This is a genomic window from Variovorax sp. UC122_21, from assembly GCF_044056785.1.
Classification (GTDB): domain Bacteria; phylum Pseudomonadota; class Gammaproteobacteria; order Burkholderiales; family Burkholderiaceae_C; genus Variovorax.
On the sequence record NZ_CP172004.1, the window covers coordinates 1245818 to 1259545 of the forward strand.

General features: G+C 72.2%; 12 protein-coding genes and 3 pseudogenes. 8 read left to right on the forward strand and 7 right to left on the reverse strand.

Annotation, left to right across the window (positions count from 1 at the left end; genetic code table 11):
• Nucleotides 1–144: 144 nt before the first annotated feature.
• The 7 genes from ACHMXE_RS18265 (at nucleotide 145) to ACHMXE_RS18295 (ending at nucleotide 5935) form a co-directional block, all read left to right on the forward strand.
• Nucleotides 145–1113 carry a DUF72 domain-containing protein gene (locus tag ACHMXE_RS18265; protein WP_395350496.1) on the forward strand — a complete coding sequence of 323 codons (969 nt, stop codon included), beginning with the start codon at nucleotides 145–147 and terminating at the stop codon, nucleotides 1111–1113.
• Nucleotides 1114–1228: 115 nt separating this feature from the next.
• Nucleotides 1229–2530: an Nramp family divalent metal transporter gene (locus tag ACHMXE_RS18270; RefSeq protein ID WP_395350498.1), complete on the forward strand. Its 1302-nt coding sequence runs from the start codon at nucleotides 1229–1231 to the stop codon at nucleotides 2528–2530.
• Between the two features lie 276 nt (nucleotides 2531–2806).
• Nucleotides 2807–3544: a hypothetical protein gene (locus tag ACHMXE_RS18275; protein WP_395350500.1), complete on the forward strand. Its 738-nt coding sequence runs from the start codon at nucleotides 2807–2809 to the stop codon at nucleotides 3542–3544.
• Between the two features lie 20 nt (nucleotides 3545–3564).
• Nucleotides 3565–4110, forward strand: coding sequence for a GTP-binding protein (locus ACHMXE_RS18280; protein ID WP_395350502.1), 546 nt, complete (start codon nucleotides 3565–3567; stop codon nucleotides 4108–4110).
• 29 nt (nucleotides 4111–4139) lie between these two features.
• A complete protein-coding gene (locus ACHMXE_RS18285; protein ID WP_203202478.1) occupies nucleotides 4140–4523 on the forward strand; it encodes a roadblock/LC7 domain-containing protein in 384 nt (127 codons plus the stop codon).
• A gap of 103 nt (nucleotides 4524–4626) precedes the next feature.
• Nucleotides 4627–4986, forward strand: coding sequence for a hypothetical protein (locus ACHMXE_RS18290; protein WP_203202477.1), 360 nt, complete (start codon nucleotides 4627–4629; stop codon nucleotides 4984–4986).
• 73 nt (nucleotides 4987–5059) lie between these two features.
• Complete coding sequence (locus tag ACHMXE_RS18295; RefSeq protein ID WP_395350504.1) at nucleotides 5060–5935, forward strand: D-alanyl-D-alanine carboxypeptidase family protein; 876 nt, start codon at nucleotides 5060–5062, stop codon at nucleotides 5933–5935.
• 19 nt (nucleotides 5936–5954) lie between these two features.
• Here the strand turns inward: ACHMXE_RS18295 and ACHMXE_RS18300 are convergent, their stop codons facing one another.
• On the reverse strand, nucleotides 5955–7184 hold the full coding sequence (locus tag ACHMXE_RS18300; protein ID WP_203202475.1) for an MFS transporter: 1230 nt from the start codon (nucleotides 7182–7184) through the stop codon (nucleotides 5955–5957).
• Nucleotides 7185–7365: 181 nt separating this feature from the next.
• Between ACHMXE_RS18300 and ACHMXE_RS18305 the strand changes: the two genes are divergently transcribed.
• Entirely contained in the window at nucleotides 7366–8274 is a 909-nt protein-coding gene (locus ACHMXE_RS18305) for a LysR substrate-binding domain-containing protein (RefSeq protein WP_395350506.1), read from the forward strand.
• A 16-nt stretch (nucleotides 8275–8290) separates the two neighbouring features.
• Here ACHMXE_RS18305 and ACHMXE_RS18310 read toward each other — a convergent pair.
• From ACHMXE_RS18310 to ACHMXE_RS18335, 6 genes and pseudogenes are all read right to left on the reverse strand, one after another.
• Nucleotides 8291–9615 (reverse strand): annotated as a pseudogene (locus ACHMXE_RS18310) (MSMEG_0569 family flavin-dependent oxidoreductase).
• A 44-nt stretch (nucleotides 9616–9659) separates the two neighbouring features.
• The gene (locus ACHMXE_RS18315; RefSeq protein ID WP_209543930.1) at nucleotides 9660–9938 is read right to left on the reverse strand and encodes an MSMEG_0570 family nitrogen starvation response protein; all 279 of its coding nucleotides are present in this window, start codon (nucleotides 9936–9938) and stop codon (nucleotides 9660–9662) included.
• Nucleotides 9929–10960: a sll0787 family AIR synthase-like protein gene (locus ACHMXE_RS18320; protein WP_209543931.1), complete on the reverse strand. Its 1032-nt coding sequence runs from the start codon at nucleotides 10958–10960 to the stop codon at nucleotides 9929–9931. The genes ACHMXE_RS18315 and ACHMXE_RS18320 overlap by 10 nt, the downstream gene beginning before the upstream one ends.
• Nucleotides 10957–11517 (reverse strand): MSMEG_0567/Sll0786 family nitrogen starvation N-acetyltransferase, encoded by a 561-nt coding sequence (locus tag ACHMXE_RS18325; RefSeq protein WP_395350509.1) that lies wholly within the window; start codon nucleotides 11515–11517, stop codon nucleotides 10957–10959. Before ACHMXE_RS18325 ends, ACHMXE_RS18320 begins: the two co-directional genes overlap by 4 nt.
• Nucleotide 11518: 1 nt before the next feature.
• Nucleotides 11519–12590 (reverse strand): annotated as a pseudogene (locus ACHMXE_RS18330) (MSMEG_0568 family radical SAM protein).
• Nucleotides 12553–13631, reverse strand: a pseudogene (locus tag ACHMXE_RS18335) (Nit6803 family nitrilase). Before ACHMXE_RS18335 ends, ACHMXE_RS18330 begins: the two co-directional pseudogenes overlap by 38 nt.
• Nucleotides 13632–13728: the final 97 nt, after the last annotated feature.

A 13728-nucleotide genomic window follows, 5' to 3' on the forward strand; every position in this document is an offset into this window, starting at 1 on the left:
GGCACCCGCTGGCTTGCAGCGGTTCCTCGAGCCTGAGGTCGTCACGAATTCCGCGCGGCCACGCACGAGGACTGCGCTGGCGCCGACAGCCGGCGCGTGCCGTCTTCCTACGTCCCGCCCGGCGCGCCGTCGCAGGATCGCCCCATGACAAAGGCATCCGCGGACCCGGCGGTCCACATCGGCATCTCCGGCTGGCGCTATGCCCCATGGCGCGGCAGGTTCTACCCGGCCGGGCTCGCGCAGCGGCAGGAACTCGCCTTCGCCTCGCGCGTGCTGCCGACCATCGAGATCAACGGCTCCTTCTATTCGCTGCAGCGGCCTTCGTCGTACGAGGCCTGGCGCGACGAGACGCCCGCGGGCTTCGTGTTCGCGGTCAAGGGGCCGCGCTACATCACCCACATGCGGCGCCTGAACGACGTGCGGGTGCCGCTCGCGAATTTCCTGGCCTCGGGCGTGCTCGCGCTGCGTGAGAAGCTCGGGCCGATCCTGTGGCAGTTCCCGCCGCGCATGGCCTGGGAGCCCGAGCGCTTCGAGGCCTTCTTCTCGATGCTGCCGACCACCACCGCGGCCGCGCTGAAACTAGCGCGCGAGCACGACGACAACGTGGCGGGCCGCAACTGGCTGCACAGCGGCGGCCGGCGGCGCCTGCGGCACGCGGTCGAGGTGCGCGATCCCAGCTTCGCGGACCCGGCCTTCATCGCGCAACTGCGCCGCCACGGCATCGCGCTCGTGGTGGCCGACACGGCGGGACGCTGGCCGCTGCTCGAGGACCTCACGGCCGACTTCGTCTACCTGCGGCTGCATGGCGACAAGAAGCTCTATGCCAGCGGCTACGGCGAACAGGCGCTCGCGCATTGGGCCGCGCGCATCGCGGCCTGGCGCAAGGGGCGGCAGGTGCGTGACGCGAAGCGGGCCTCGAAGGTGGCGGCACCGCGGGGCGCGCGCGAGGTGTTCTGCTACTTCGACAACGACATCAAGGTGCATGCGCCCTACGACGCGGCACACCTGGCGCAGGCGCTGGGCCTCCCGGCGCGGCTGGAGGACGGCGTGCGCGACCGCTTCGCGCTGCCGCCGGGGATCGCGCTGCGGCCGGCGCGGAAGAAGAAAACATAGGACTTCCGCAGGCTGCGCCTGCCTGCCAAATGCATCCAGGTTGCAGCACCGTCCTACAGGGGAGGCGGGGGCCGCGTACTAGGTTCGGTGTCCCGAGGTCACCGACGAGGCGAGCATGCCGAGGCCGAACGAGCAGGAAGAAGACGGTGCCGAGTCTCCCGCCCAACGCGGCTTCCTGAACCGCCTCGGCCCCGGCCTCATCACCGGCGCCGCCGACGACGATCCCAGCGGCATCGCCACCTACACCCAGGCCGGCGCGCAGTTCGGCTACGGCATGGGCTGGACCCTGCTCTTGACCTATCCGCTGATGGTGGGCATCCAGCTCGCGAGCGCGCGCATCGGCCGCACCACGGGCCGCGGGCTGACCTCGGCCTTCGCCACCCTGTGGCCGCGCCCGGTCGTGTTGCTCGCGGTCGTGCTGCTGCTGGTCGCCAATGTGGTGAACCTCGCGGCCGACATCGGCGCCATGGCCGAGGTCGCGCGGCTGGGCCTGGGCGGACCCGAGGCGCTCTACGCGCTGGGCTTCGGCCTGCTGTCGCTGGCGCTGCAGGCCTGGCTGCCCTATCACCGCTACGTGCGCGTGCTCAAGTGGCTCACGCTCTCGCTGCTGGCCTACGTGGGCGTGGCGCTGGTGGCGCACGTCGACTGGAAGGCAGCGCTCGCGGGCGCGCTGCTGCCGCGCCTGCACTGGGATGCCGAGAGCATCCAGATGGTGGTGGCGATCCTCGGCACCACGATCAGCCCCTACCTTTTCTTCTGGCAGGCGGCGCAGGAGGTGGAGGAGATCGAGCGCGTTCCGCAGGACCATGCGCTCAGGACGCATCCCGCGCAGGCGCGCACGCAACTGCGCCGGCTGCGCTTCGACACCTGGGTCGGCATGGGCTTCTCCAATGCGATCGCCTTCTCGATGATCGTGGCCTCGGCCGCCACCCTGCATGCGCACGGCCAGACCGACGTGAGCTCGACCGCGCAGGCGGCCGAGGCCCTGCGCCCGGTGGCTGGCAGCGCGGCCTTCGCGCTGTTCGCGCTGGGGATCATCGGCACGGGCCTGTTGGCGCTGCCGGTGCTCGGCGGTTCCGCCGCCTATGCCTGCGCCGAGTTCCTGCGCGTGCGCCGCGGTCTCGAGCAGCCGGTGGGCGCGGCGCCGGCCTTCTACGGCATCCTCGCGGCCGCCATGGCCTGCGGCGTCGGCATCAGCCTGTGCGGCGTCGATCCGATGAAAGCGCTGGTGTGGGCGGCGGTGCTCAATTCGCTGATGTCGGTGCCGATCATGGTCGGCGTCATGTGGGCCGCCGGCAGCCGCCGCCTCATGGGCGAGCTGGTGCTGCCGCTGCACTGGCGGGTGCTGGGCTGGGCCGCGACCGCGGTCATGGCGCTGGCGACCCTGGCCTTTCTCTGGACCAACCTGCGTTCCTGAGCGCTTTCCGCCTGCGGTCCGGGCCCTCGTTTCCACTTCCACCGATTCCCGTAGGACTTAGTCGGGATTTGTAATCTAGTGTGTTTAATTGCAACGAGTGTTATATTTTTAGCGAGAAACACTATTTAACACTTAGGCATTCAATCAAAGGCAGGCCGCGAGGCTTTCCAGGGATGTTTCATCGATGGAAGCGTTTGAATTGCCAGTTTTCCCGCGCCAAAGCCCCAATTTGGTGCAATTCCTGCCGGCTGCCGGCCGGCCACCGGCGGACCGCCCATGACGGGTTCCGCCGCCTCGCCCCGCGCCCGCCGGCCGCTGCTGAGCTTCAGCATCGAAGGGCTGCCGGCCCGCGACGAACTGCTCTTCAAGTCGCTGGTGCGGCTGCTCGACCACCGTACCCAGCAGCACTGGGCCTGGCAGGTCGAGCACGCCGACCTGCGCGTGGTGGGCGACCGGGCCGTGGCGCTGTCGGCCGAGGCGGTCGATGCGCCGTCCCCGCCGGTGCCGCTGCTCACGGTCGGCGACACCCCGCCGCCGCGCGGCCCCTTCCTGCGGTTGCCGCTGCATGCCGATGCGCTCGAGGCCATGCTGAACCGGCTCGGCGCGATGGTGGTCCATGCGCGCGAACTGGGCCTGGCGGCCTCGGCCGAACGTGGCGCGCGCGGCGAGGAATACCGGCTGCTGCGCTGGCCCTCGGTGGCGCTGCTCGACTCGCCCGTGCGCATGAAGCTCGCGACCCTGCTCGCGAGCCGCCCGTCCACGCTGGCGGCGCTGCAACAGCGCTCGAACGCCGGCGCGCAGGAGTGCGCCGACTTCATCGCCGCGCTCGAGCGCGCCGGCTTCGTGGCGGGCAGTGGCGGTGCTCCCTCGCGCGCGCCCGAATCGATCTGGCCCGACTCGCAGGTGCATGCCGGCAGCGAGGCGCCGCCGCCGGCGCGCGAGGCCGTGCAGCCCGGCCTGCTCGCGCGCATCCGCAGCCGCCTCGGGCTGCTGTCCTCGGGATCGCGCGCCTGATGCGCCGCGATCCGCCTCCCATGACCCCGCACCGATTCCGACTGAGCGTGGAGCACAAGATCCTTTTCACCGGCACCATGGGCGCCGGCAAGACCACCGCCATCGCGGCGGTGAGCGAGATCGCGCCGGTCCGCACCGAGGTGCGCAACAGCGACGCCTCGGTCGCCAAGGCCACCACCACCGTGGGCCTGGACTACGGCGAGCTCACGCTCGACAACGGCGAGAAGCTGCGCCTGTACGGCACGCCCGGCCAGATCCGCTTCGACTTCATGTGGCGCATCCTCGCGCGCGGCGCGCTCGGCCTGGTGATCCTGGTCGACAACAGCCGCCCCGATCCGCTGGCCGACCTCGAGGTCTACCTCGACGGCTTCGCCGAGCTCATCGAGAAGACCGCCTGCGTGGTCGCGGTGGGCCGCACCGAGACCCATCCCGAGCCCGGCCTCGACGCCTATGCCCAGCGCATGCAGGACAAGGGCGTGCTGTGCCCGGTGCTGCCGGCCAACGTGACCGATCCGCGGCAGGTGGTGCAACTGCTCGAACTCCTCCTGCTCCAGCTCGAAGCCTGAGCACCGCCTTCCCTTCTTTTTCTTCCGACATGAACATCCCACCCCGCATCAAGGACGCCGCCGAGTCCGCCGTCGACACGCTCATGCGCGAGATCAAGGGCGTGAAGGCCGTCGTGATCTCGACCGAGGACGGCCTCGAACTGGCCGCGCGCGTGGAGAACACCGCGCAGGTCGCGCGCCTGTCGGCCATCGCGAGCTCGCTGGCCGCGCTCGGCGCGGTGGCCGGCGAGGAGAGCGGCCTGGGCCGCTGCGAGAACGTTGCGATCGAGTCCGCGCTGGGCCACATCCTGATGCTGCAGGCGCGCCACGACGAGGCCGACCTGATCGTGAGCGTGGTCGCGGGCAAGGACGCGGTCATCGGCCAGGTCCTGTACTTCGCCAAGCAGGCGACGCTGGCGCTGCAGCGCGCCTGAGGCGCGGGCCTTCTCTCTCGACGCCGACTTACCAACCGGCCGCCGCTCATCACTCGCCCGGGTGGCGGCCGATCCTCAGGGCGATGGACTACGAAAGACAGCGATGGCAAATATCAAGCAATCCATGGACGAACTGATGACGATCGACGGCGCGCTGTGCGCGGCGCTGGTCGACTCCGGCAGCGGCATGATCCTGGGTCAGGTCGGCTCGGGCGTGGACCTCGAAGTGGCGGCCGCGGGCAATACCGAAGTGGTGCGCGCCAAGAACAAGACCATGCGCGCGCTCGGCCTGAACGACGTGATCGAGGACATCCTGATCACGCTCGGCCGCCAGTACCACATCATCCGCCCGCTGCAGAAGCACGAGGGCCTGTTCGTCTACCTGGTGCTCGACAAGTCGAAGTCGAACCTCGCGCTCGCGCGCCGCAAGACGCAGGACGTGGAGCAGGCCCTCGCCGTCTGACGCGGCGCGCGTCGGCAACGGACAATGCCGGCGGCACGCACCACGCCGCCGACCCCACGCCGGACCCCGCCGATTGAAGCCCTTTCCCCCCGCCCCGCCCTACCGCATCGTCGCAGCGGACCAGTTGCCGCCGGACCTCGAACAGGCCGCGGGGCTCGACTGGAAAGCCGCGCGGGTGCTGTCGTCCGCGCCCGCCGAGGCGCCGCGCGACAAGTCCGCGCCGGCCCTGCCGCCAGCCGCGAGCTGGGCGCTCTACGACCTCGCGGCCCACCGGCTGCTGGGCCATGAGCCCGCCGCCGGCAGCTACCCGCCGGCCGGCCTCGCCAAGCTCGCGACCGCGATGCTGGTGGAGCGCAAGCTGGTCGCCGAGCGGCGCGACCGGCGCGCCGAGCGCACGCCGGTCGCGGTCGGCGCCGAGGCCATGGTGCGGCTGTCGGTGCAGCGCCTGCTCGAGGCCGTGCTGATCGCCTCGTCCGACAGCGCCGCCTTCGCGCTCGCCGCCTGGCACAGCGGCACCACCGAGGCCTTCGTCGAGGCCATGAACCGCCAGGCCGTGGCCTGGGGCCTGCGCGACACCCGCTTCGCCTGTCCCGCGGGCCAGGACGAGAGCGCGCGCAGCCATGCCGTCGACGTGCTGCGGCTGGCCGCGCGGCTGATGCGCGAGCATCCGGCGCTCGTCGCCATCGCCAGCAAGACCCGGCTCGATCCCTGGGAACAGGCGGTGCCCAACGTCAACCTGCTGCTGGGCACGGTGCGCGGCGTCGACGGCCTGGCGGCGGCCTTCTCGCCCGCGACGGGCGCGCACCAGATCGCCACCGCGGCGCACGAGGGCCGGCGCCTGCTGGCCGTGGTGCTCGGCGCGCCCGACCGCGTGGTCTGCGCGCGGCTCGCGGCGGCGCTGCTGCGTAAGGGCTTCTCGATGCCGGCGGCGGCGCCGGCGCCGGCCTGAGCGCGGACCGGTCTCAGCCTCAGGCCCGGCCCGACATCGGCCACAGCCGCACCGCGAGCGTCGCGGCCGACGAGGCGATGGCGAGCGCCGTCACCGCGGCCCAGCCCCATTGCGCGAGCGCCAGCGCACCCACCGCGGAGCCGATCGCCATGCCGATGAACATCGCCGTGAACAGCACCGCGTTGAGCCGGCTGCGCGCGCCCGGCTCGATGCCGTAGACGATGGTCTGGTGCGCGATCAGCGTGGCCTGCACGCCGAGGTCGAAGCCGACCACCGCCACCACGATCACCGCGAGCTGCGCGCCCGGGGCCAGCAGCGGCGCGAGCGCCATCACCGCGAACGAGACCACCACCAGCGCGGCGCCCAGCCGCGTCACCAGCTCCGGGCCGCGGCGGTCGGCCAGCCGGCCCGCGAGCGGCGCGGCCAGCGCACCGGCCGCGCCGGCCAGGCCGAAGGCGCCGGCCGCGGTGCTGCCGAGGTGGAAGGGCTCGCCGTGCAGCATCACGGCCAGCGTGGACCAGAAGGCGCTGAAGCCGATCGAGAGCAGGCCCTGCGCCCAGGCCGCGCGGCGCAGCGCGCCATGGCGCTGCCACAGCGTGGCCAGCGAGCGCAGCAGCGCGCCGTAGCCCAGGTGCGTGGTGGCCTTGAAGCGCGGCAGTCCGCGCCAGGCGGCCGCGCCGATCAGCGCGATGCTGGCGGCGGCGGCCACGAACATCGTGCGCCAGCCGAAGTGCTCGGCCACGAAGCCACTGACCACGCGCGACAGCAGGATGCCGAACAGCAGCCCGGTCATCACCGTGCCCACGGTCTTGCCGCGGCTGGCCTCGGGCGCCAGGGTGGCGGCGGCCGGCACGATGTCCTGCGCCATGGTGGCGGCCAGCCCGATCGCCAGGCTCGCGGCCAGCAGCATGCCGATCGAGGGCGAGGCGCCCGCGAGCAGCAGCGCCACGCACAGCACGGCCGCCTTGGCGAGGATGATGCGGCGCCGGTCGTAGCGGTCGCCCAGCGGCGCCAGGAACAGGATGCCCAGCGCGTAGCCGAGCTGGGTCAGCGTCGGCACGAAGCCGACCGTGCGCGTCGGCGCGCCGATGTCGGCCGCGAGCGCGCCCAGCATCGGCTGGTTGTAATAGAGGGCGGCCACCGCGAAGCCGGCGCCGCTGGCGAGCAGCAGCACCAGCGAGGCGGGCAGGGCCGGGGCGGCCGGGGCCAGCGGCGGGGTGCCCGCATGCGCTGATTGAATGGAAGACATGGTATTTACCCTTGGATTCGGCGGAAAGTGCGCGGAGTTTGCAGGGCAGAGCGCTTGAACGGTAGTCCTAGGCAGCGAACAACGTATATACGTTCGACGCATACAAGGCTCAGAATCCCGCCATGACCCCGAATTCCGCCCCGAAACGCCCGCCGCCGCCCCGGCCGACCGGGTCGAGCTCATGCAGACCTTCGTCCGCATCGTCGAAGCGGGCAGCCTGTCGGCCGCCGCGGCCCAGCTCGGCATGAGCCAGCCCACCGTGAGCCGGCGCCTGCAGGCGCTCGAGCGCTCGCTCGGGCTGCGCCTGCTGCGGCGTTCCACCCACGGCATGAAGCTCACCGAGGACGGCGAGCGCTGCTTCGCGCGCGCGAAGGAGTTGCTGGCCGACTGGGCCGCCTTCGAGGACGAACTGCGCGGCGCCGGCCGCGCGGCCGAGGGCACGCTGCGCGTGATCGCGCCGCATGCGCTCGGGCAGGACCTGCTGATGCATCCGCTGCACCGCTACCTGCGCGAGAACCCGCGCGTCGACGTCGAATGGCTGCTGCACGACCGCCGACCCGACTTCATCACCGAGAACATCGACTGCGCGATCCAGGTCGGCGAGATCGACGACCCCTCGGTGGTGGCGCTCAAGCTCTCGGAGATTCCTCGCATCGTGGCCGCCGCGCCGGCGCTGATGGAAGGCCGGCCGCCGATCGCGCATGCCGCCGAACTCGCGGCGCTGCCCTGGCTCGCGCTGCGCACCTTCTACCGCACCGAGTTGCGGCTCTCGCACGTGACGAGCGGCGAGGAATGCCGCGTGCCGATCCGCCCGCGCCTGAGCACCGACGGCCTCTACGCGCTGCGCAACGCGGCGGTGCTGGGGCTCGGCGCCTGCATGGGCTCGGCCTGGCTGCTCAACGACGACATCGCGCGCGGCCGGCTGCTGCGGCTGGTGCCGCAATGGCAGGCGCCGCCGCTGCCGGTGTACCTGGTCTATCCGCAGACGCGCTTCCAGTCGGCCAAGCTGCGGCACTTCATCGACGCCGTGCGCGCCGCGCTGCCGCGCGCGATCGACGTGGCCGATTCGCTCGCGGGCATGGCCGCCTGACGCCGGAGCTGCGCGCTCAGGCCGCCTGCAGATGGGGCGGCGCGAGCTCGGGTGCCGCGCGCAGCCCGGCGCGCCGCGCATCGATCGCCTCGGCGAGGAATTCCGCGTCGCGCGCCACGCCCGAGAAGCGCCCGAACCCCAGGTGTGCAGCCACGGCAGGCCGAGGAAGTACAGCCCCGGCTCGCGCGTGACGCCGCGCTGGTGCACCGGGTGGCCGCGGCCGTTGAACACCGGCGCGTCGACCCAGGCGAAGTCGGGCGAGAAGCCGATGCACCACAGCACGCTGGTGATGCCCGCGGCCGCGAGGTCGAGCCGGGTGCGTTCCTCGGGCGGTTCCCACACGGGCGTGTAGACCGAGGGCGGCGGCGCCTCGATGCCGTTGGCGGCGATGTACTTGTCGATCGAGGCGTTGATGTTGTTGTAGACGCGGTCGGCATGGTCGAGGTGCGCGCCCAGGTTGGGCTGGAACTGCAGCACGCCGTCGTGCAGGTCGGTCAGCAGGCCGAACAGCTCCATGCCTTCGAGCGCGAAGCGCCGCAGGTCGATGTCGCGCCCGCCGTCGCGGCCGGTCAGGTAGTGGTTGGTGTTGTCGCGCACGCCTTCGCGCAGCGGATGGGCGCCGACCGGCATGTCGTAGTACTGCATGGTGGCGAGCCAGTCGACCACCTCGCGGCCGCGGTAGAAGCGCGCGCAGCGCGGCGCGTCGCCGGTCGCGAGGTAGACCTTGCGCCCGGCCAGGTGCAGGTCCTCGGCGATCTGCGCGCCCGACTGGCCGCAGCCCACCACCAGCACCGCGCCCGCGGGCAGCTGCGCGGGATTGCGGTACTGCGCCGAGTGGTACTGCGCCACCGAGGCCGGCAGCTTCTCGGCCAGCCGCGGCACGATCGGCTTGTGATACGCGCCCGAGGCCACCACCACCTGGTCGGCGGTGTAGAGGCCGGCATCGGTGTGCACCTCGTAGCGGCCGCGCTCGCCGCTCTCGGGCACGAAGGCCACGCGCTGCACCGTCACGCCCTCGAGCGCGGGCGGCTTCACCTGCGCCACGAAGCCCGCGAGCCAGTCGTTGATCTGGTCCTTGACCATGAAGCCGTGCGGATCGTCGCCCTGGTAGGACCAGCCCGGCAGCTGGCACTGCCAGTTGGGCGTGACCAGGCAGAACGAATCCCAGCGCTGCGTGCGCCAGCTGTGGACCAGGCCGCGCTTCTCGATCACGAGGTGGTCGATGCCGCGCTGCTGCAGGCAGTGGCTCAGCGACAGGCCGGCCTGGCCGCCGCCGACGATCGCCACGCTGTAGTGGCTGCGGCCGCCGTAGGGATGCTCGGGATGGGTGGGGTGGGACATGGGGAGTCTCGCTTTCTCGCTGGGTCGCGTGTGTGAATGGAGGGTCAGTCGAAGGCCAGCACGGTGACCTCGGCGCCCGGCTCGAAGCGCGCGGCGATGCGCTCGATCTCGGCGAGCTGGTCCATCGCCTGCGAGCAGGCGAAGCCGTAGCGGGCGCGCACGCGCTCGGAGGCGATGCCCAGCGCCTCGCGCGCGCGCCGCAGGAACTCGTCGCGCGCATAGCGTTCGCCGGGCGCGAAGTGCTCGCGCACCACGCTCGAGGGCGAGTAGCAGCGCGATTCGCCGGCATCGGGCCAGCGCACGCGGAAGTGCGTCACGGGCATGGCGTGGTCCTCGCGGCGGTGGCTTCGCGGGCACCGGCGGACAGCGCCGGCGGCTGGATGAAGGCATCGCGGCCGAAGTCCCACAGCAGGGCCTCCTCGCCGTCGGCGCGCAGGCGCACGGCGCGGCCCTCGTCCACGGTGCCGATCACGCCGCAGGCGATGTCGCGCGCCGCGAAGCGCGCGAGCACGCGCGCGAGCTGCGCGGGCGCCACGCTGAGCACGAAGCCGTAGCTCGGGAACGACGACAGCCAGCGCAGCAGCGGCACGCCCTCGGGCCGGGGCAGCGCGTCGAGCTCGATCGTCGCCCCCACGCCCGAGCATTCGAGCAGCATCATCGCGGTGCCGACCGCGCCGGCCATGCTGATGTCCTTGCCGGCGCGGCACAGGCCGGCCTCGGCGAGCGCGGGCAGCAGCTCGAGGTCGGCGCGCAGCCGCGCGGCCGGCGCGCGCGTCGAGGCGTTCCAGTAGGGAAAGGGCTCCTCGTAGGCGCCGCGCAGGTCGGCCGCCATCACCAGCAGGTCGCCGGGCCGCGCATCGAAGCTCGTGATCAGCCGGCGCGCGTGGCCGAGGATCGCGACCGCGAGCTGCGGCCGCTCGCTGCGGTTGTTGCTGTGGCCGCCGACGATCGGCACGCCGTAGCGCACCGCGGCCTCGGCCATGCCGCCGAGCACCTGGTCGGCCGGGTTCATGCCGCTGCTCCACAGCGCGTCGACCACCGCGGTCGGGCGTCCGCCCATCGCGTAGATGTCGCTCACGTTGACCATCACGCCGCAGTAGCCCGCGAACCAGGGCATGCGCACGATGAAGTCCTCGACCAGTCCCTCGATCGCGAACAGCAGGTAGCCGCCGCGGCCGTCGGGAATGGCGGCGCAGTCGTCGCCCACGGGCACGGCCTGCGCGAGCGCCGCGTGGCCGCCGGGCAGCGAGCGGCCCAGTGCGGCCACCACGTCGCTGATGTCGCGCTTGTGGGCGAAGCCGCGCGTGGCGCGCAGCGCTTCGGCGATCTCGGCGGCGCGGCTCATCGCGCCACCCTCGCGCGCGTGACGAAGCCGCTGACCGGATCGTGGCAGGGCGGATAGACGCCGAGGTCGGCGCGCATGCGCGCATGCGCTCGGCCCTGCACCTCGCACTGGCCGAGCGTGGTCCAGCCGAGCTTGCCGAACGGCGCCTCGTTCTGCAGCTGCACCTGCGCGAGGAACAGCGTGCAGCCCAGCGCATGGGCGCGCGACACCGCGAGCCGGATCAGCGTGGCGCCCAGGTGGCCCTGGCTGCGGAAGGCCGGGTGCACCGCGAGCCGCGAGCCCCACCATTCGCCCGCTGCCGCGCCGCGGTGGATGCGCACCGTGCCCACCACCTGCTCGGGCATGCCGGCGTTGCACGACATCGCCACCAGCAGCAGCGCGTGGTCGTCGATCGCGTCGCGGTCGTCGCGCGCGAAGATGCCCTGCTCGATGCAGAACACCGCGCGACGCAGCGCCATCGCCTCGTCGCGCTCCCATTGCTGGGCGGCCTCGCGCACGAGGTATTCGACCGGCGCGTAGGCCAGCGGCAGCTCGCTCCAGGCTTCGGCGGTCTTCATCTCAGGCCTCGTAGACGGACAGCGACGAGCAGGCGCCGCACTTGCCGCAGCCGGCCTTGATGTCGGCCGAGCGCAGGCCGGCGGCCGCGACGCGCCGTCCCAGCGGCTCGAGCAGCGACTTCATGAACTCGGGCGTGGGCGCGGGATGGTCCTCGAGCGGCGTGCCGCTGATCGGCACGAAGGGCACGACGAAGGGGTAGACGCCGCGCGCGAGCAGCTCGTCGCAGATCGAGAGGATGGCCTCGCGCGAATCGCCGAGGCCCGCGAGGATGTAGGTGCTGACCTGGCCGCGGCCGAACACCGCCACCGCGGCCTCGAAGGCGCTCATGTAGCGCGACACCGGCACGCTGGCCTTGCCCGGCATGATGCGTTCGCGCACCTCGGGCGTGACCACCTCCAGGTGCATGCCCAGCGTGTCGATGCCCGCGGCCTTCATGCGCTGGAACCAGCGGTCGTCGTCGGGCGGCTCGCACTGGCCCTGGATCGGGATGTCGACCGCGGCCTTGATCGCGAAGGCGCTCTCGCACAGCACCGCCGCGCCGCGGTCGGTGGCGTTGGGCGTGCCGGTGGTCAGCACCATGTGCTTCACGCCGTCGAGCAGCACGGCCGCGCGCGCCACCTCGGCGAGCTGCTGCGGCGTCTTGTGCGCCACGGTGCGGCCGGCCGCGAGCGACTGGCCGATCGCGCAGAACTTGCAGCTCTTGCGCCGGCTCTCGTAGCGGATGCAGGTCTGCAGCACCGTGGTGGCGAGCACGTCGCTGCCGTGCAGCGTGGCGATGTGCGAGTAGGGCACGCCGTCGAAGGTCTGCATTCCGTAGAAGCGCGGGCTGGCGCGGAAAGGCGATGTTCGCGATCGGGATGCTGCCGCGCATCACGCGGCTCACGCCCTGCGCGTTCGGCGCCTCGGCCGTGAACGGCGAATGCCAGGCGCTCGCGGTGTGCACCGGCACCATGATCGTGTGGCCGTCGACCAGCACGGCCTTGTGGTCCGAGGGGCCGGCGCCGCCGCGGCGGCTGGCGGCGCCCGCGCCGGGGTCAGCCAGCCGCAACCCGAAGGACTGGAGCTCCGTCATCAGCTGGCGGCTGTCCACCGGCGCGGAATTCGTTGCGGGGTTCGGTGCGAGGGCGGCGGTCGTCGTCATGGTCGGGGCTCCGTGGGTGGGAAGAAAGGGTGTGCATCGGCACGGTGGTGGCCGCGGGCCGGTCGTCGATGGCGAGCGAGAGCAGCTCGGGGCGCGCGTAGTGGCCGACCGAATCCATCATTCGCTTGCGTTTGGCGATCAGCGCCATGTCGAGGTCGGCGATCACCATGCCTTCGCCCTCGGTGAGCGGCGGCGCGAGATGCCGGCCCTCGGGCGAGACGATGGCGGTGTGGCAGCCGCCGCGCAGCGCCTTCTGCAGGTCGGGGTCGGGCGTGACGCTGCGGATCTGCTCGTCGCTGAGCCAGCCGGTGGCGTTGACCACGAAGCAGCCCGACTCGAGCGCGTGGTGGCGGATCGTCACCTCCATCTGCTCGGCGAAGATCGGGCCCACCAGCGAGCCCGGGAACTGCGCGCAGTGGATCTCCTCGTGCTGCGCCATCAGGCTGTAGCGTGCCAGCGGGTTGTAGTGCTCCCAGCAGGCCAGCGCGCCGACGCGGCCGATGGCGGTGTCGACCACCTTGAGCCCGGCGCCGTCGCCCTGGCCCCAGACCATGCGCTCGTGATACGTCGGCGTGATCTTGCGGCGCTTGAGCACGAGCGTGCCGTCGGCGTCGAACACCAGCTGCGTGTTGTAGAGGCTGCCGTGGTCGCGCTCGTTGACGCCGAGCACCACCACCACGCCGCGGCGCGGGCCCGCTCGGCCACGGCCTGCGTGACCGGACCGGGCACCACCACCGCGCGCTCGGCCAGCCGCAGGTGCGGCGCGCCCTGGAGCACCGGCGGCAGCACGAAGCTGAAGTAGGGGTAGTAGGGCACGAAGGTCTCGGGGAAGACCGCGAGCTGCGCGCCCTTCGAAGCGGCTTCGTCGATCGCGCTGCACACCCGATCGAGCGTGCCATCGGGACGGTCGAAGTCCGGCGCGATCTGGATCGCCGCGGCGCGGACGATGCGTGAAGAATTGGAGGTCCCCATCGCCGCACCTCAGCGCGATGCCGCGGCGAGCGCAGCGAGGCCCGTTCGGGAAACACCGCGGAACCGGCTTTGCCGGGCCGCTGGTGTTGCCCCCTCG

What these genes read in the sequence shown, in the direction of transcription:
- ACHMXE_RS18275 (WP_395350500.1), top strand. Translation starts at nt 2,807, where the DNA reads ATGACGGGTTCCGCCGCCTCGCCCCGCGCCCGCCGGCCGCTGCTGAGC.
- ACHMXE_RS18280 (WP_395350502.1), top strand. Translation starts at nt 3,565, where the DNA reads ATGACCCCGCACCGATTCCGACTGAGCGTGGAGCACAAGATCCTTTTC.
- ACHMXE_RS18305 (WP_395350506.1), top strand. Translation starts at nt 7,366, where the DNA reads ATGCAGACCTTCGTCCGCATCGTCGAAGCGGGCAGCCTGTCGGCCGCC.
- ACHMXE_RS18315 (WP_209543930.1), bottom strand. Translation starts at nt 9,938, where the DNA reads ATGCCCGTGACGCACTTCCGCGTGCGCTGGCCCGATGCCGGCGAATCG.
- ACHMXE_RS18265 (WP_395350496.1), top strand. Translation starts at nt 145, where the DNA reads ATGACAAAGGCATCCGCGGACCCGGCGGTCCACATCGGCATCTCCGGC.
- ACHMXE_RS18320 (WP_209543931.1), bottom strand. Translation starts at nt 10,960, where the DNA reads ATGAGCCGCGCCGCCGAGATCGCCGAAGCGCTGCGCGCCACGCGCGGC.
- ACHMXE_RS18270 (WP_395350498.1), top strand. Translation starts at nt 1,229, where the DNA reads ATGCCGAGGCCGAACGAGCAGGAAGAAGACGGTGCCGAGTCTCCCGCC.
- ACHMXE_RS18285 (WP_203202478.1), top strand. Translation starts at nt 4,140, where the DNA reads ATGAACATCCCACCCCGCATCAAGGACGCCGCCGAGTCCGCCGTCGAC.
- ACHMXE_RS18325 (WP_395350509.1), bottom strand. Translation starts at nt 11,517, where the DNA reads ATGAAGACCGCCGAAGCCTGGAGCGAGCTGCCGCTGGCCTACGCGCCG.
- ACHMXE_RS18290 (WP_203202477.1), top strand. Translation starts at nt 4,627, where the DNA reads ATGGCAAATATCAAGCAATCCATGGACGAACTGATGACGATCGACGGC.
- ACHMXE_RS18300 (WP_203202475.1), bottom strand. Translation starts at nt 7,184, where the DNA reads ATGTCTTCCATTCAATCAGCGCATGCGGGCACCCCGCCGCTGGCCCCG.